Here is an 18,247-nt window from a genome sequence, read left to right on the forward strand (position 1 = left end):
CCCGTACGCGCAATGGGTAAAGATCTTGATCTTTAAAGCGGGCGGACCTTGCCCTCGATCCGCGGCCGGGACGCGCCCTCGACCGCCGTGCAGATGCCGTAGACCAGCGCCGGTCAGAACTTTAATGCCGGACACGCCGTCCGCGGCGCGACAAAAGTCAGGATCGACCCGGCGGCTGCGGGTCGATCCTGACTTTTGTTGCGGTTTTCGCGGCGTGTCCAGCATTAAAGTTCAGGGGCCGCGGGGGAGCTAGCCGTTGCCGGGCTCGAAACGGCGCAGGGCCAGCCGGGTCGCGCCCAGCAGGACCAGGATCTGGACGCCCATGATGGCGATCGCCCGCCACCAGTTGCTCGCGACGTGGGTCCAGAGCGCGTCCGGGAACGGGAACCGCACCAGGTCCGTCGTCGCGGCTGCGGCGGCGAAGCCCCAGCGGGACGGGTCGATCATCGAGATGTACTCCAGCACCTGCTGGCCCTCGATCGCGAACAGGCCACCCGAGAGCACGAGCTGCGCCATGACGCTGACGACGAGGATCGGCGTGGTCTGCTCAGTGGTGCGGACCAGGGCGCTGGCGAGCAGGCCCAGCGCGGTCGAGGTGAGCGCGACCATCGTGACGGCGATCATGATCTCGATCATCGGGTCGCCGAGGATCAGCGCGTCCGCGGGCTTCGGGCGGCCGAGCATCGCCAGGTAGACGAAGAGGCAGCACTGAACCGCGTCGATGATGAGGAAGATCAGCACCTTGGAGGCGAGGTAGGCGCCCGGGGAGAGGCCGATCGCCCGTTCCCGCCGGTAGATCGACTGCTCGTTGACGATCTCGCGGATCGCGATCGCGACGCCCATGAAGGCGGCGCCGATGACGAAGACGACGAGCAGCCGCTGCGCCTCCAGGCTGTAGCCCTTCGGGTCGGGGCTCAGGCCCATCTCGCCGGGGACGGCGTGGCTGAGCACGGCGAGCGCGAGCGGCAGGCCGAGCAGGAAGAAGCTGTAGCCCCGGTCGGAGAAGATGACCGCGATGAGGCGCAGCGAGAGCGTCACGAAGGCCCGCAGCGGCGCCAGCGGGTGCAGCGCCCGATAGGTCATGGAGATGTCCTTGCTCTCACCGGCCGGCTTGCGCTCTCCGGCCGGCTTCGCCGGTGCGGCGGGTACGCGGGCAGTCGCCTTCGCCGTGACCGGAGCCGACCCGGTGGCCGTCCCCGTCGGGGCCGGAGCGGCAGCCGTCGCCGCCGCGGGAGCGGTCGCCGTGGCCGTCGCCGCAACGGACTCCGCGACGGTCTCCGCATCGGTGGGAGCGGCGGCCGTGTCGACGGCGGTCGTGTCTGCCGCAGCGTCGGCGGGTGCCTCGGGGCCTGCGGCGGCGGAGAGGTCCTCGATCACCGGGGCGACGGCGTCGGCCGACCTCGGCGTGGGGATGGCGATCGTCATCGAGTCCGAGACGTCGATGTCGTCCGGCGAGAGCAGCTGCAGTGACAGCTCGCCGATGAATTTGCGGTACACGTCGGAGTTGCGGAACCGCTGCGCCCAGCGCTGCGCGTCGTGGGTGACCTTGTGGAAGACGTCGGCGTAGTCCTCGGAGCCGAAGAACTCCAGCACCCCGTCCGGCGGGCCGAAGTAGCCCATCCGGCCGCCCAGGCACATGACCATGACGCGGTCGCAGATGTCGAGGTGCAGCACGCTGTGGGTCACGACGACGACCGTGCGGCCACGGTCGGCGAGCAGTCGCAGTTCCCGCATGACCTCCTTGTCCAGGGCCGGGTCGAGGCCCGAGGTCGGCTCGTCGAGGGCGAGCAGCGACGGCTCGGTGAGCAGCTCCAGCGCGACCGAGGTGCGCTTGCGCTGGCCGCCGGAGAGGGTGTCGATGCGCTGCTTGGCGCGCTCGGTGAGGCCGAGCAGCTCGATCACCTCGCGAACGCGCTGCTTGCGCTGCTTGCGCGGCACGTCGTTGGCGAAGCGCAGGGAGGCTGCGAAGCTCAGCGCCCGCTCGACCGTGAGCTGGCGGTGCAGCACGTCGTCCTGGGGCACCATGCCGATGCGGTGGCGCAGCTCGGAGTAGTTGTCGTAGAGGTCGCGCCCGTCGTATTTGATGCTGCCCCGGGTCGGCACCCGGAAACCGGTCATCGTCTTCAGCAGGGTCGACTTGCCGCAGCCCGAGGGCCCGATGATGCCGAGCAGCGAGCCGTGGTGCAGCGCGAAGCTGACATCGTCGAGGAGGTTGGCCTTGCCGATGTCGACCGTGATGTCGTCGGCGATGACCGAGGTGGGGCCCTGGTCGTCGTGCTGGAAGATCTCGTCGCCGTCGTAGAGGAACTCGTGCCGGCCCACGGTGAACCGGTCGCCGGCGTCCAGCGAGCCGCGCTGCACCCGCTTGCCGTTGTGGTGGATGCCGTTGGTGCTGCCCAGGTCCACGATCTGGTGCCCCGTGCCGCCACCGGGGCGGATCTCGGCGTGCTTGCCGGAGACCCACAGGTCCGGCAGCACGATGTCATTGTCGGGGTCGCGCCCTATCCGGATCGTGCCCGTCGAGCTGAGCACGGCGACCGGTTCCCCCAGCGGCGCGGTGCTCAGTCCTGCCTGATCGTTCATCGTCACGCGCCCATCATGCCGGGTGCCCGGCGACGCGTCTTCCGGCCGAACAGACGATGGGACCAACCACACAAACGGCATCGAACACCATCTTGTACGGCTGGCGTACCGTCGGCGGGCATGAGGCTCCTCCTCCGTGGCGCGCTCGTCGCCGTAGTGATGGTGATTTCCCTGTTCAGCGCCGGTGCTCCAGCCAGCGCGGTCGACGGCGGTGTCGAGGTGGCGTTCACCGGTGCCGATGCGCTGAATCCTTTGATGCGGTTGACGAACACCTCCGGCACGCCGTGTCAGGTCGTGGCGGGGTCGTTCGGCACTGTCGCGTTGTCTACAGTGGAGCAGGGTGGTGCGCCGTCGATCCCCGTCGGCCTGCGGATGGCCTTCCTCGACGATCCCGCGATCGCCCTGCGGAAGCAGCTGCGCACGCTGCTACCGGGCGAATCGGTCGAGGTGCCCCTGGAGACGGTCGACTGGGGCGAGTCAGGCCATTCGGTGCGTACGGTCGCCTGGACACCGGGTGGCGGGTCCTTCGCGCAGCTCTACCAGGTGCGGTCAAGAGAGCCGCTCACGCTCGCGGGCCGCTATGTCCCGCCCGCGCTGAGGGTCACGGGTCCGCAGCTCTGCCAGCCGGCGGGCGGTGAATTCGGGGTGGCTGCGGCGATCGGCGGCGATGCCGCGTCCACGGGATCGCCATGGCTACCGGTCGGTCTCGGGGCGCTCGCCGCGCTGCTGCTGGTCGTCGTCGTGGTGCTGCTACGAAAGCGCCGGACCGGGACCGCCGCGATGGCTCTGCTCCTGCTCGCAGGCTTGATCGGCGCGGACTGGCACTCGCCGCCGGCGAGCGCGGCGCCCTTCGTCGTCGCCGACGACCTGAAGGCGGAGTGGAACAAATGCCTCGCGGAATTCCAGCTGCCCGGTCACGACCCGGCCGGGATCATGCCGACGATCCTCGGTCCGGACCTGCAGATCGATGTGGCCCGGGGCCACTCGACGCCGAATCACAGCGCCGATGACGAGGGTGCGATCAGCAGCAGGCACGTGCTGATCACGTGGGATCCCGATGAGAAGTACGAGTACGTCGGCAAGGGCGGGAGATCCGAGAAGTGCGATTCGCTCTATCACGAGCTCTACCACGCATACGAGCACAAGAAGATGATCCTCTCGGACCTGCAGTGCGTGACGAGGGAAGAGGGTGCGACCGGCATCTCGGTGGCGGAGGTCAACGCCACCCGCGCCCAGAATCGGCACCGCAAGGTGGTTGGTCTGGACGAACGCGATCACTACGGCGACCGGGTGCTGCCCAAAGGCGAGTGCCTGCCGCCACCGGACAGCTCCTGCGGCGACGTCGAACGCTTCCGGAGAATCCGCAGCCGTGGGCTCGACGCCGTCGAGGGCCAGCATCCGGCGGATGCGGCGACGACCTGCGCGACGACGAGCGGCGACCCGCATCTCGCCACCTTCGACGGCACCCGTTACGACTTCCAGGCGGCGGGCGAGTTCATCCTGGCCCGTGACTCCGATGGTGCGTTCGAGGTCCAGACGCGCCAGCAGGGGTATGCGTCGATGCGCACCATCGCGGTCAACACGGCCGTAGCGATGCGGATCGCCGGCGATGTGGTGGAGTTCCGCCGCGATCCAGCCGACCGGGGAGCCGCGCTTCAACTGCTCGTCGGCCGGGTGCCGCAACCGCTGACATCGGCGCGGCTGCCCGGCGGCGGTGAGATCCTCGTCGACGCCGAGAGCACCACCAGCTACGTCGTCTGGCCCGACGGCTCGTCGGTCTCGGTCACCAGCTACAACGGCACGCAGCTGACGATCGGTGTCGCCCCCGCCGCCACCCTCGCGGGGAAGCTGCACGGGCTGCTCGGGGACATGGACGGTGTCGCCCTCAACGACCTGCGGCCGCGGGGTGGTGAGCCGATCACGAACGCCACCTTCGACGCGCTCTACCCCGGGTACGCCGACTCGTGGCGGGTCGACGCTGCGACGTCGCTGTTCGCGTACCCGCCGGGGGTTGGTCCTGCTACCTTCGCGGACCGCGCGTTTCCCGACCGGCCGGTGGCTGTCGCGGGCCTGCCGGGGCGGGCCATGGCCGAGCAGCTCTGCGCGATGTACGGCGTGACGGACCCGCAGGTGCTCGCGGCGTGCGTGCTGGATGTGGCGCTCACCGGGCGGCCGGAGTTCGCCGCTGCGGCCGCTGCGAGCCAGCTCCAGCTCTCCGGCCGGGCCACCTCGGGTACGAGTTGGTCGGTGCGCATCGGCAGCCCCGGTGAGAAGGCGCGCGTGGAGTTCGCCGGCACGGCCCGGCAGAAGGTGTCCGTCGAGATCACCACGACGCTGCCGGAGCAGTGCACGCCGTTCCGGCTGCTGGATCCGAGCGGCGCCGTGCTGCGGACCAGCTGCGCCGGGCCGACCAGCAACTTCCTCGACGGGACGGTCCTGCCGGTCGACGGCACCTATGCCGTCCTGGTCGATCCCAACGACACCGCCGCCGATGTCGGCGACGTGACGTTACGCCTGATCACCGTGACCGATCAGCGGTCGGCGATCGAGGTCGACGGCGCGCCGGTGACGGCCCGGGTGGATCAACCCGGAGCGGTCGCGGTGCTGACCTTCGCCGGGCGGTCCGGGCAGCGGGTGGCGGTGGAGCTCAGCGGTGCCACGCTGCCGGACGAGTGCAACCACGTCGGCCTGTGGGACTCGGCGATGAAGCTGGTGGCCCAGGCCTGCGTGAGCGGCGGGAAGGGCGAGATCGCGGCGACGACCCTGGCGGTGGACGGAACCTACAGCGTCATCGTCGACCCGGCGGGCCGCAAGACCGGCTCGATCACCGTCCGGGTGCACGGCTGACATGACTGATCGCCGCAACCCTGTACAGGGTTGCGGCGATCGATCGAGACGGACAGGTCAGTGACCGGCGCCGACGGGCACGCGCTTGTCGCCCGAACGCTGCGAGGAGACGACCGGGCCGAGCGCCCGCAGGATGTCCTCGACGCGTGCCTTGGCATCGCCGAAGAGCATCTGGGTGTTGTCGCGGAAGAAGAGCGGGTTCTGCACGCCCGCGTAGCCGGTCGCCATCGAGCGCTTGAAGACGATGACGTTCGCCGCCTCCCAGACGTGCAGGACGGGCATGCCGGCGATCGGGCTGCCCGGGTCGGCGGCGGCCGGGTTGACGGTGTCGTTGGCGCCGATGACGAGGACGACCGACGTGGCGGCGAAATCGTCGTTGATCTCGTCCATCTCCAGCACGATGTCGTAGGGCACCTTCGCCTCGGCGAGCAGCACGTTCATGTGTCCGGGCAGGCGGCCGGCGACCGGGTGGATGCCGAAGCGCACCGTGATGCCGCGCTCGCGCAGCTGGCGGGTCAGCTCCGCCACCGGGTACTGCGCCTGCGCCACCGCCATGCCGTAACCGGGCGTGATGATGACCGAGGTCGCCTCGCGCAGCAGCGTGGCGGTCTCCTCGGCGGTGATCTCGCGGTGCTCGCCGTGGTCGACGGTGTCGGTGCTGGGCGCCTCGATGCCGAAGCCGCCCGCGATGACCGAGATGAAGGAGCGGTTCATCGCCTGGCACATGATGTAGGAGAGGTAGGCACCCGAGGAGCCGACCAGCGCGCCGGTGACGATGAGCAGGTTGTTGTTGAGCAGGAAGCCCGAGGCGGCCGCCGCCCAGCCGGAGTAGCTGTTGAGCATCGAGACGACGACGGGCATGTCGCCGCCGCCGATCGAGGCGACGAGGTGCCAGCCCAGCGCGAGCGCGACCACGGTCACCGCGATCAGCAGGCCCAGGTGGGGCTCGATGACGAAGAAGACGGTGAGGACGACGAAGGCGACGAGCGCGCCGATGTTGAGCAGGTTCTTGCCGGGCAGCATCAGCGGGTTGGACTTGATCCGCGCCGAGAGCTTCAGATAGGCGACGATCGAGCCGGTGAAGGTGACCGCGCCGATGAAGATGCCGATGAAGATCTCGGCGTGGTGGATGCTCAGCAGCGAGCCCGCGATCTCGGTCTGGGTGTCGCCGTGCGCCTCGACCTCGAGGTAGCCGTTCCACCCGACGAGCACCGCGGCGAGGCCGACGAAGCTGTGCAGGATGGCGATGAGCTCCGGCATACCGGTCATCTGCACGACCTTGGCCCGCCACAGGCCGATCCCGCCGCCGACGACCATGGCGCCGACGAGCAGCGCGATCCCGGCTCCGGTGATCGACTCCGAGGCGAGGACCACGGTGGCGACGAGCGCCACGACCATCCCGGCGATGCCGTAGACGACGCCCGAGCGGGATGTCTCGTGCTTGGAGAGGCCGGCCAGGCTCAGGATGAACAGCAGGGCGGCGACGATGTATGCGGCCTGGGCGGCCGTGACGGCGGTCATGGGATCAGCCCTTCGAGAACATGCTGAGCATGCGGCGGGTGACGGCGAAACCGCCGAGGATGTTGATGCTCGCCAGCAGGATGGCGACGGACGACAGCACTGTCACCGCGAGATTGTCGTGCCCGATCTGCAGCAGCGCGCCGACGACGATGATGCCGGAGATCGCGTTCGTCACCGACATCAGCGGCGTGTGCAGCGCGTGGTGCACCTTGCCGACGACGTAGTAGCCGATGACGATCGCCAGCACGAAGACGGTGAAGTTGCCGATGAGCTGGCTCGGCGAGAAGGCGGTCACCGCGAAGAGCGCGGCGGCGGCCGCGCCGACCACCGCGTAGGTGCGGCCGGGCTTGGCGGGCGCCTTCTCCTTGACGATGGGACCCACCACCGGCGTGGTGGCGGTCGGAGCCGCGGAGACCTGCACGGGCGGCGGCGGCCAGGTCTTCTCACCGGCGCGCACGACGGTCATCGTCCGCTGCACCACGTCGTCGAAGTCGAGGACGATCTGGCCGTTCTTGCCCGGAGTCAGCAGCTTCATCAGGTTGACCAGGTTGGTGCCGTAGAGCTGCGACGCCTGCGTCGGCAGTCGGCCGGGCAGGTCGGTGTAGCCGATGATCGTCACGCCGTTGTCGGTGACGATCGCCTGGCCTGCGACGGAACCGGCGACGTTGCCACCCTGCGCGGCGGCCATGTCGACGATGACGCTGCCCGAACGCATGCTCGCGACATGCTCGGCGGAGATCAGCTTCGGTGCCGGGCGGCCCGGGATCAGCGCCGTGGTGATGATGATGTCGACCTCGGCGGCCTGCTCGGCGTAGATCTCGGCGGCACGGCGGTCGTAGTCGGCGGAGGTCGCCTTGGCGTACCCGTCGAGACTCGCCTCCTGCTCGACCTCGACGGCGAGGAAGTCGCCGCCGAGCGAGCGCACCTGCTCCGCGACCTCGGGTCGCGGGTCGGTGGCGCGCACGATCGCGCCGAGGCTGCTGGCCGCACCGATCGCGGCGAGTCCGGCGACGCCGGCGCCCGCGATGAGCACCTTCGCCGGGGGGACCTTGCCGGCCGCCGTGACCTGACCGGCGAAGAACCGGCCGAACGCGTGCGCCGCCTCGACGACCGCGCGGTAACCGGCGATGTTGGCCATGGAGCTGAGCACGTCGAGGGACTGGGCGCGCGAGATGCGCGGCACCGCGTCCATCGCGAGCGCCGTGATCGGCCGCCGCGCGAGGCTCTCCACCAGGTCCGGGTTGAGCGCGGGGCTGAGGAGGCTGATGAGCGTCGCACCGTCGCGCAGCTCGTCGATCTCGGCGGTGGCCGGTGCGTTGACCTTGAGCACGATGTCGGACTGCCAGGTCTCGTCGTGGCTGCCGATCTTCGCCCCCGCCGCCACGTAGGCGTCGTCGGCGAAGCTCGACTTCACGCCGGCGCTGGTCTCGATCACGACCTCGAACCCGAGCGCGAGCAACTGGCGCACCGTCGACGGCGTCGCCGCCACCCGGGTCTCGCCCGCATGCGACTCCGCGACCACACCGATCCGCTGGACCATGGTCGTGATGTCCTCAGGCTGCTCTATGTCCTGTTGTCCCACTTGTTGTCTCCAGTCGTTCGGTGACCCACAGACTAGATCAGAGAAGGTGCCATTCCTATGGACGGTGCGGCTCGTCTCAGGATGGGCGACGCGCGTCGGCTAACCCCAGCAACAAAGGCTGATCGGCGGCGTCGGGCCGCAGTCGGACCATCGTCGCGTGGCATCCGCGAAGCAGGCAAGGCATGTGACTTAATCGATGTATGTGGTGTTCGTCATGCGTCCCGGAGGTTGGGATGTACACCCCTGGTTGTAGGCCGGCATACCGCGTGGGGTTGAGGCGTGGCAACCACGGGTGAATGTGCGGACGCCCTGACTGCTGGAAGCTGTCAGGGGGAGGTCGAGCCTTGGGCGCGACTGCGGGCCGGAGACGGGGCTCGGTGAATCAGGGCTCGCATGGGCTCGATCGCCACCGCCCCGTCTACGGCCCCCACGCCCACCGACCGGAATCGGTGGTGCTCACCGGCCGGCCCGCTCCGCGGCGGCCTTGAAGCCGGCGTTCTCCAGGGCGAGGGACGCGCGCAGCAGGGCGCCGAAGGCGATGCCGAAGAGGCGGGCGCCCCGCCCGGTGACCTCGATGGCCAGCGTGTTGCGGCAGCCGCTCGGGGTCGGCTCCACGAGGTGGGATCCGGTCATCGACAGCCCCATCCGCCGGGTCCGCCAGGAGAAGGCCCGGCCCTCGTCGAGGTGGTCGACGGTCCAGAGTGCCGTGCTCTGCCCCGGCTGCTTGATCCGGGCCGAGCTGCCGACCCGCAGTGGTCCCTGATCGACCCGGTCGACCCGCTGCATCGTGGTGGTGAGGGACGGCCACTTCTCGACATCGGTGGTGAGCTGCCACACGACCTCGGTCGGCGCGTCGATCGCGACGGTGTTCTCCCATCTCATGCAATCAATGTACCATCTGGTACATGACTGGTGCCGATCCCAAGGAGCTCCTGCTCGGCCGCGTGATCGACTTCCTGGCGGCGTCCGGGATCACCGGCAAGAGCCTGCGGGAGATCGCGATCGGCGCGGGGACCAGCCACCGGATGCTGATCTATCACTTCGGCTCGCGGGAGGGCCTGCTCGCGGCGGTCGTCGCCGTCATCGAGGCGCAGCAGCGCTCGGCGATGGCCGCGATGGCGGGGGAGTCGTCGCGCGAGCTGATGACGGCGCTCTGGCGGCAGGTCTCCGATCCGGCGATCCTGCCGTTCGTGCGGCTCTTCTTCGAGATCGTCGGCCAAGCCGTGCAGGGCGTGCCCGGCACCGAGCGGCTGTTGGCGACGCTGACCGAGCCGTGGCTCGCCGAGGGCGCTGCGACGGCCGAGCGGGTCGGCGCAGCGTTCGATCCCGCGGTGATCCGGATGGGAGTCGCCGTCACCAGGGGACTGCTGCTCGACCTGCTGGCAGGCGCCGACCCCGCCGAGGTGACCGCGTCCTACCAGCGCTTCGTCGCACTGGTCGCCCCGGAGTCCTGACGCTGGTGATCGGTTGGCGGGCGGCGGTTGCGGCGACGATCCTGTCGGCATGGTGCGGCCCAAGATCGCCGCAACTCTTCAAGAGTTGGTCCTAAAACCCCGGCCTCCGCGCGGCCGGGTACATCGTGGTGCATTGGGTCCGGGTGCGATGGGGCGCCGAGGCCTTGGCGATCGCGGCGGACTTCGGGAGTTGATCCTGACTTTTATGGCGGTTTTCGCGGCGTGTCCAGCATTAAAGTTCAGGGGTTTGCGGGAGCTAGGTGGCGGGCCGGGCGGGCGGCCGTGAGGTCGGCGAGGACCTCTCGGGCGGCCTCGATGCCGCTCGCCGCGGCGCCGTTCATGAAGCCCTGGAACTCATAGGAGCAGTGCTCCCCGGCGAAGTGCACGTTGCCCTGGCGGACCTTCTCGTACCCGGCGTAGCGCGACACGTAGCCGACCGGCCAGAACGAATAGGCACCCCGGGTCAGCGGGTCGAGGTGCCACGCCGAGAGCGCGGCCTTCCCGGTGAACACGCCGGGCAACCCCGGAAAGGCGGGCGCGGCGTCCGCGACGGTCGCCCTCGCCAGCGCGGCGACGCCCCGATCGCTCTCGGTCAAGAACGCGGCGGGTACGGAGACCCGCCGCGCCGCGTCGCCGCCGAGGTAGTTGTTGAGGATCCCGCTCGCCCCGGCCTGCCCGAGGCTGGGCTGCCACAGGCACTGGAAGCCGCGATCGCTGAAGGCCTGCCCGTTGCTGACGCCCGGCCAGGCACCGCGACCCTGGAAGATCCGGCTGCTGAACTGCATGTTCAGCTTGGTGCAGGCGCCCATCCGCATCGCGGCGATGCCGGCGGTCTTGCGGGCGTCGAACCCGGCTCCGCTGACGTCGATGCGCTGCAGGACGCCGAGCGGCAGGGCGAGGACCGTGTGGTCGGCGACGACCTCGCGGGTGGCGCCCGACACCTGGAAGGTGAGCACCTGCCGCCCGTCGGTGCGGGTCCGCACGGCGAGCAGCGTCCAGCCGGTCCGGATGCTCTCCGGCGGCAGCGCGGCGGCGATCGCCTGGGGCAGCAGGTCGTTGCCGCCGCGGATGCGGTAACGCTCGTCGGACTCGCCCCAGACCGCGAGCTTGCGCGCCTCGGGCTGGTAGCCGAGCACGTAGACGAGGCCGAGGGCGGAGATCTCGCCGGTCTCGGCGCCGTACTCGGTGCGGTAGGCGACATCGAGGAATCGGCCGAGCGGGGAGTCGTGGCCGCCCGGTACGCGGGTGTCGATCCACTCCGCGACGCTCATCCGGTCCAGTGCCCGGGCGGCGGGGGTCGCGGCCGACCAGGTCGCCTCGGGCAGGCAGTCCTGGAGGTCGCGGCGGAGGCGACGGCGTACGGGTTGGAAGTCGGCGTCGGCCCGCAGCGGATCGTAGTAGCCGCCGAGGAAGTGCAGCACCTCGTCGGAGCCCTTCGGCGCTGCCCGGAGCACGTCCACCTTGCCCAGGCCGAAGCGCCGGACCAGGCGGTGCATCGTGGTGTGACCGGTGTCGATGAGTTCGCCGCCCCACTCGGAGAGCTGCCCGTCGGCGAAGTGGCCGCGCAGGGTGCGCACGCGTCCGCCGACCCGGCCGCTCGCCTCGTAGATCGTGCCGGTCCGGCCCGCGTCGGCGAGGGTCAGCGCGGCGGTGAGCCCGGCGAGTCCACCCCCGACGATGGCGATGACGGGTCCGCGCCGCGGGTCTTCGCGGGGCCGCGGAGGTGCGCCGACGGCGGCGAGCGCGGCGGTGGCGCCGATTCCACGCAACAACGTACGTCGATCGAGTGACATCGCGGCGGGTCCGGTGGCGGGTGTGCGGAGGAGTCGCTGCAGCGCGTGCATCATCGGGCTATGTGCCATCGCGCAACTATGCACGGTGAAACGGACAAAATGGCTGACAAATTGTCCGTTATTCTGAAAAAACTGGACATGCGGCATGATAGTTCGCATGAGTAGCCTGTCGGCACGCTTGCGGTACTGGTTCGACAACACGATGGCGCGCGGCACTCCGGCCCTCGTCGGCCTGCTCGGCTTCGCCACCCTCGCCGTCCTGATCGTGGTCTCCTTCTATCTCCTCGCGGTCGGCGACCGCACCGACGGCTACGGCAACCCGCGTACCCCCGCCCAGATGCTGTGGGAGAGCCTCACCGCGGTCCTCGGCCTCTACTACGCGCCCACCAGCGGCCACTGGCAGATCCTGCTCGGCTGGCTGCTGCTCGGCCTCGGCGGCCTCTTCATCACCAGCGCCTTCATCGGCGTCATCAGCTCCGGCATCAGCGGCAAGCTCGACGAACTGCGCCGGGGCAGGTCCCATGTGGAGGAGACCGGCCACACCGTCCTGCTCGGCTGGTCGGACCAGATCTTCATGCTCCTCGGCGAGCTCGCCGCCGCGGGCAACGGCCGCCGGGGCGTCGCCGTCATCCTGGCGTCCCGAGACAAGGCCGAGATGGAGGACGCCATCCGGGCCCGGATCCCCCGCGGCGCGCTGCGGGTCGTCTGCCGGACCGGCAGCCCGCTCGACCCCGCCGACCTCGACCTCGTCAACCCGGGCCGGGCCCGGGCCATCCTGCTCGTCAACGACCACGAGGACGACGACGCCGACATCCGGGTCATCAAGACCCTGCTCGCCGCGCGTGACACCGGGGAGATCCCGGTCGTCGCCTGCGTGCAGCACAGCGCCAACGCCGGGGCCGCCGGTCTCGCCGCCGACGGGCGGGCGATCGTGCTCGACGCGAGCGAGATCACGGCCCGGCTGCTGGTCCAGACCGCCCGGCAGCCCGGGCTCTTCGACATCTATCTGGAGCTGCTCGACTTCGCCGGGCAGGAGATCCACCTGCGGGCGGAGCCCGCGCTCACCGGGCACACCTTCGGGGAGGCGCTGTTGGCGTACCCCCGGGTGGGTGTGATCGGGCTCGTGCCCGGCGGCGGACGGCCCCGGCTGAACCCGCCGATGTCGACGCGCCTCGGCGCGGACGACCGGCTCATCGTGATCGACGCGGACGCGGCCCCGAAGCCCTACGCGCCGGTCTCCGCAGTGCGGCCCGCGACCTGCGCGCCCGTGCCCGAACCCGGCCCCGACCACACGCTCGTCCTCGGCTGGAGCCCCCGGGCGGCGCGGATGCTCGCCGAACTCGACGCCTATGTGGTGCCCGGGTCGACCGCGCTCGTCGTCTCACGCGAGCCGGTGGCCCTCCTCGCGCTGCCCCGGCTCGCGGTCGAGACGCTGCGCGGCGACCCGACCGACCGTGCAGTGCTCGACGAGGTGGAGCTGGCACCCTTCAGCCGGGTCGTCGTGCTCTGCGAGGACCACGGCGAGCCCGCACTCGCCGACGCCCGCACCCTCGTCACGCTGCTGCACCTGCGCGACATCATCGCCCGCACCGGGCACACCTGCACCGTCGTGAGCGAGATGCGCGACGACCGCGACCGGGTCCTCGCCGAGGTGGCCGGGGCCGACGACTTCGTCGTCAGCCAGCGCCTGATCAGCCTGCTGATGACCCAGCTCGCGCAGACGCCCGAGCTGCGCGGGGTCTTCGAGGACCTCTTCGACCCGGCCGGTGCGGAGCTCTACCTCCACCCCGTGACGCGCTACGCCGTCTCCGGCCGGGCCACGACCTTCGCCGAACTCGTCGCCGCGGCGGCCTCGATCGGGCAGACCGCGGTCGGCTACCGGCGCGCCGGAGCCGGACCCGTGCTGAGCCCGCCGAAGGATCTCGAGCTCGCCTTCGAGGCGGGCGACATGCTCATCGTCCTGGCCGACGGGGTCATCCGCTCCGCACCGGCGGCGCCGCGACAGCTGAGCGTCCTGCAGGCGGAGCAGGTGGGTTGAGGGACGGGCGGACACCCCGGCAGGTGCCCGCCCGTCGCCGAGCCGATCAGCTCACGAGCCGAAGACCGAGAAGCCGGAGATCTGGCCGCTGGAGCCACCGCTGTTGGCGGTGATGTTCAGGCGGACATGGCGGATGGTCGTCGACGTGAAGGTGATCGTCACGGTGTTGCCGGTGGCCGGGTTGAAGGTGTAACCCGCCGACGCGACGACCGGAGTGAAGGTCGTCCCGTCCGTGGAGCCCAGCACCGAGAGCGTCTCGGTCCGGCTCGCCCACGACGCCGACGGCGGCAGGTTGAGCACCACCGAGCCGACCGCCTGCGCCGAGCCCAGGTCCACGGTGAGAGTCGACGGGAACCCGACGCCCTCCCAGTAGGAGCTGGTGTTGCCGTCGGTGGCGTTGCCCGGCAGGTAGGTCTGCGTCGAGCCGGACGCCGTCGTGGGGCGGTTGAGCGCGAGGTCGGGACGCCCCACCCCCATGACGGCGAACTCCGCGAGCTGCGCCGCCGGCCAGGCCGAGTTGCCGGTGACGGTGACCCGGACGAACCGGCTCGACGTCCCGGCGGGCAGGCCGATGGTGACCGAGCCGCCGGGGTTGAAGGCGTACGCCGCCGAGGCGACCAGCGTCGTGAAGGCCGATCCGTCGCCGCTGCCGAGAACCGACAGGGTCTGGGTACGCGCGCCCCACGCCGGCGGCACCGAGAGCACGACCGACGACAGCGTGCTCGCCGAGCCGAGGTCCACCGTGATCCACTGCGGGAAGGCGTTGTTGGCGCTCTCCCAGTAGGTACCCGGGTTGCCGTCCACCGCATTGCCGCCGCCGTAGGACTGCGAGACGCTCGACGTCGTGGTGGCCTTGCCCAGCGCCAGGTTCGTCGTCGTGGCGGTGGTCCCCGTGCCGGTGAGGGCCACGGCCAGCGTCGGGTTGGTCGCGTTGCTCGCCACGGTGAGCGTGCCGCTCGCCGCTCCGGTCGCGGTGGGGGCGAAGCGGACCGTCGCGGTGCAGCTCGCACCCGCCGCCAGCGCCGAGCCGCAGGTGGTGGACTGCGTGAACGCGCCGGACACCGTGACCGAGCCGATCGACGCGGCGACCGTGCCGGAGTTGGTGACCGTCACGGTCTGCCCGGCACTCGTCGAGCCGACCGTCTGGTTGCCGAAACCGAGCGATGTCGGCGAGGCGACGAGCGTCGCCGTCCCGACCGTCGTGCCCGTGCCGGTGAGCGCCACGGTCAGCGTCGGGTTGGTGGCGTTGCTCGCCACGGTCAGCGAGCCGCTCGCCGGACCGGTCGCGGTGGGGGCGAAGCGGGCCGAGACGGTGCAGGACGCGCCGGCCGCGATCGCCGAGCCGCAGGTGGTGGTCTGCAAGAACGCCCCGGAGACCGTGATGCCGGAGACGGCCGCCGAGACCGTGCCGGTGTTGGTGACCGTCACCGTCTGCGGCGCGCCGGTGGTGCCGACGGCCTGGTTGCCGAAGGCGATCGACGACGGCGACGCCGCCAGGGTCGCCGTGCCGCCACCGGTGCCGGGGAAGACCGCGAACTCCGAGATCTGCCCCGCCGGCCAGCCGGTGTTGCCGGTGATGGCGAGGCGGACGTAGCGGACCGACGAGTTCGGCAGCCCGATGGTGACGGTGTTGCCGGTCGCGGGGTCGAAGACCCGGCCCGCCGCACCGGAGAGCGGCGCCCAGTCGGTGCCGTTGCTGCTGCCCAGAACCGTGATCGTCTCGGTACGCGTCGCCCACGACGGGGCCGGCGGCAGGTGGAGCCGGACCGAGCCGACCACGACGACCGAGCCGAGGTCGACCGTGAGGGTCTGCGGGAAGGCGTTGGCCGCGCTCTCCCAGTAGGTCGTGGTGTTGCCGTCGTTGGCCTGGCCGGGGCCGAAGCCGCCGGTCGAGCTGCTGGCGGTGATCGGGGCGCCCTGGGCCAGGTTGGTCGTGGAGCTGATGCCCAGGCCGGTGAGGCTCGCGCCGATCGGGGTCTGCGTCCCGCTGTTGGTGATCGCGATGGTGCCGGTGACGGCGCCGCCCGCCGTCGGTGAGAACCGTGCGGTGATGGTGCAGGACGCCCCGGCCGCGAGAGTGCTGGGGCAGGCGTTGGTCTGGCTGAAGCCGGCGCTCGCCGTGATCGACGAGACCGTGATCGGGGCGGTGCCCGGGTTGGCGAGCGTGAGCGTCTGCGGCGCGCTCGTCGAGCCGACGTTGACCGAGCCGAACTGCAGGCTCGTCGGCGTGACGGTCGGCGGCGTGATCACCACGTTGGAGCCGGTGCTGCCGACGAGCGAGAGCACCGTCGGGCTGCCCGGCTGGTTGCTCGGGATGGTGAGGGTGCCGGTCGTGGTCCCCGCTGCCGACGGCGTGAAGGAGACGTTGACCTGGCACCAGACGTTGGGGTCGCCGGGCGAGCTCAGTGCCAGCGTCGTGCCGCACGGGTGGCCCGAGTCCGGGGTGACGGTGAAACCGCTGCTCGCCGAGACCGCGCCGATCGTCGCGGCGGCGGCGGCCGCGTTGAAGATCGTCACTTTCTGGCTGGGCGTGGCCTGGCCGACGGTGGCGTTGTGGAAGGTCGTGGTCGTCGGGAAGGCGTAGAGCAGGGCGGTCGGCGGCAGCCCGCAGGCCGTCGTCGACCAGCCGGAGTTGCCGCTGCCCTGGTTGAGGGTGAAGCCGCTGTTGCAGTTGAAGACGCCCGCCGTGCCGACGCCCGTCGCCACCGTGCCGGAGACGGCGGCCGAGCCGGGCCCCTGGAGCTGGAAGACGAAGGTGCCGACGTTGGTCACGGTGTTGTTGCTGATCGTGATGCCGGTCGCGGTGTTGCCGTTGACGCCCTGGGTGGTGACGCCCGCACCGACCGGCGGCGCCTGGTTCTGCAGGTGGAACGCCGCGCCGGGGCTGTCCACGATCTCGTTGTTGGTTATGTTGACGGTGCTGGCGATCGGGCCGTCGAGGGGCCAGGTCCAGATCGCGCCGACGTGGTAGTCCCAGCCCGGATCGAACTGGCCGGTACGCACCAGCCGGTTGCCGGTGATCGTGGTGACCCCGGCGAACGCGGTGCCGCCGAACCGCCGGCCCAGGTGGATGCCGCCGCCCCGGGTCACGGTGTCCTGGAGCAGGTTGTTGCTGATCGTCGTACCCGTGCTGCCGTAGAGGGCGATGTTGTTGGCGATGCCGGGGGAGTTGACCGTGTTCTGGTCGACGACGTTGTTGACATCGGCGCCGGGGCTCGACCAGAAGGCGATGCCGTCGTCCTGGGTGTTGCGGATGAACGTGTTCTTGATGGTCGAGTTGGTCACCGAGCCGTGGAAGTTGATGCCGTCGGCGGTCGTGTCCAGGATCCGGTTCGAGTCGATCGTCAAGTGGTCGGTGGGGCCGACGACCCAGATGCCGACCTTGTGGTTCTGCATCCACACGTGGTGGATCGTCGAGTTGGTGAAGCCGCCGTTGAAGGCGTGCACCGTGCCGTCGGCGTCGTCACGGGTGTTGACGTTGCCGAACATCGCCAGGTGCGACACGTTCACGTTGGTGCTGGGATTGCCGATCTGCCCGGCGAACTCGACGTGGTACCCGGTGAGCTTCGTGTACCACTGGCCCGCACCGGTGATCGTCACGTTGTTGACGTAGATCGGCGCGCTCACCTTGTAGAGGCCGGCCGGCAGGAAGAGGCCCACACCCTGGGCGGATGCGGCGTTGACGGCGTCCTGCAGCTTCTGCGTCGAGTCGGTCAGGCCGCTCGCGTCGGCGTTGTAGGGCGCGGCCGTCGCGTCGAGGAAGCCGGCGGGCTTGGAGAGCGCCGGTGCCACCAGTTCGAACTCGGCGGTGTTGATCGCGTACCACGGCGCGGTGTCGTTGGCGCCGACCTGCAGGCGCACCTTCGCGCCGACCGGCAGCGTCGAGGAGAACATCGTGCGCACGTCGTCGTAGAAGGCGTGCGGCGCGCTCGTGCCCGGCTCGCTGACGAACGGGGTGTTCGTCTCCTCCGGCGGGTTGGAGCCGTAGAGCCAGCTGTTCTTCGAGGTCAGCGCGAGCGGTGCCTGCGGGGTGCCGTTGACGGACAGGCTCAGCGAGGCGTTGATGCCGGTGCCGTCGAGCGAGTCGGGGATCGAGTAGTGGACGTTGACCGCGTTGGCCGGTGCGGTGAGCGTGAACTCCACGTACTTGCCCTGCCCGACGAGCTGCACGGCCTGGCGGCCGGTCGCCTCCGAGGCGAGCGCGCCGAAGTAGAAGTTCTTCGCGAGGACCGTGCCGTTGGTCTGCGCGTTGACCGCCTGCTGCTCGACGAACGGGACCGGTGCGCCCGCGGTGACCGCCGCCGGAGCGGGGGCCGCCAGACCGATGACGGCGAGCACCGACGCGGCGAGTGCGCCGGTCGTGCCGATGGCTAGCGCGCGGATGCGCATCGCCGGGTTGCTGATCTTCACGGGCGACCTCTCTGGACAG

9 protein-coding genes are annotated in these 18,247 nt (G+C 70.4%); 3 read left to right on the plus strand and 6 right to left on the minus strand.

Annotation, left to right across the window (positions count from 1 at the left end):
• Positions 1–249: 249 nt before the first annotated feature.
• A complete protein-coding gene (locus F4553_RS33705) occupies positions 250–2,583 on the minus strand; it encodes an ATP-binding cassette domain-containing protein (protein WP_246467866.1) in 2,334 nt (777 codons plus the stop codon).
• 120 nt (positions 2,584–2,703) lie between these two features.
• Here F4553_RS33705 and F4553_RS33710 point away from each other — a divergent pair, with 120 nt between their 5' ends.
• Positions 2,704–5,430: a VWD domain-containing protein gene (locus F4553_RS33710; RefSeq protein ID WP_184844545.1), complete on the plus strand. Its 2,727-nt coding sequence runs from the start codon at positions 2,704–2,706 to the stop codon at positions 5,428–5,430.
• Positions 5,431–5,487: 57 nt separating this feature from the next.
• Here F4553_RS33710 and pntB read toward each other — a convergent pair whose 3' ends face one another.
• From pntB to F4553_RS33725, 3 genes are all read right to left on the minus strand, one after another.
• Positions 5,488–6,951 carry a Re/Si-specific NAD(P)(+) transhydrogenase subunit beta gene (gene pntB / locus F4553_RS33715; RefSeq protein WP_184844548.1) on the minus strand — a complete coding sequence of 488 codons (1,464 nt, stop codon included), beginning with the start codon at positions 6,949–6,951 and terminating at the stop codon, positions 5,488–5,490.
• Positions 6,952–6,955: 4 nt separating this feature from the next.
• Positions 6,956–8,533, minus strand: coding sequence for a Re/Si-specific NAD(P)(+) transhydrogenase subunit alpha (locus tag F4553_RS33720; protein WP_312875488.1), 1,578 nt, complete (start codon positions 8,531–8,533; stop codon positions 6,956–6,958).
• A gap of 456 nt (positions 8,534–8,989) precedes the next feature.
• The gene (locus F4553_RS33725) at positions 8,990–9,415 is read right to left on the minus strand and encodes an SRPBCC family protein (RefSeq protein WP_184844551.1); all 426 of its coding nucleotides are present in this window, start codon (positions 9,413–9,415) and stop codon (positions 8,990–8,992) included.
• 23 nt (positions 9,416–9,438) lie between these two features.
• On the opposite strand from F4553_RS33725, the gene F4553_RS33730 reads away from it, so the two are divergent.
• Entirely contained in the window at positions 9,439–9,987 is a 549-nt protein-coding gene (locus F4553_RS33730) for a TetR/AcrR family transcriptional regulator (RefSeq protein WP_184844554.1), read from the plus strand.
• 239 nt (positions 9,988–10,226) lie between these two features.
• On the opposite strand, the gene F4553_RS33735 is transcribed toward F4553_RS33730, so the two are convergent.
• Entirely contained in the window at positions 10,227–11,849 is a 1,623-nt protein-coding gene (locus tag F4553_RS33735) for a flavin monoamine oxidase family protein (protein WP_184844557.1), read from the minus strand.
• An 88-nt stretch (positions 11,850–11,937) separates the two neighbouring features.
• On the opposite strand from F4553_RS33735, the gene F4553_RS33740 reads away from it, so the two are divergent.
• Positions 11,938–13,818 carry a CASTOR/POLLUX-related putative ion channel gene (locus tag F4553_RS33740; RefSeq protein WP_184844560.1) on the plus strand — a complete coding sequence of 627 codons (1,881 nt, stop codon included), beginning with the start codon at positions 11,938–11,940 and terminating at the stop codon, positions 13,816–13,818.
• A 51-nt stretch (positions 13,819–13,869) separates the two neighbouring features.
• On the opposite strand, the gene F4553_RS33745 is transcribed toward F4553_RS33740, so the two are convergent.
• Positions 13,870–18,228, minus strand: a complete 4,359-nt coding sequence (locus tag F4553_RS33745; RefSeq protein WP_184844563.1) for a choice-of-anchor D domain-containing protein — start codon at positions 18,226–18,228, stop codon at positions 13,870–13,872.
• Positions 18,229–18,247: the final 19 nt, after the last annotated feature.

Origin of the sequence: Allocatelliglobosispora scoriae (assembly GCF_014204945.1) — a bacterium.
In the GTDB taxonomy this organism is placed as follows: domain Bacteria; phylum Actinomycetota; class Actinomycetes; order Mycobacteriales; family Micromonosporaceae; genus Allocatelliglobosispora; species Allocatelliglobosispora scoriae.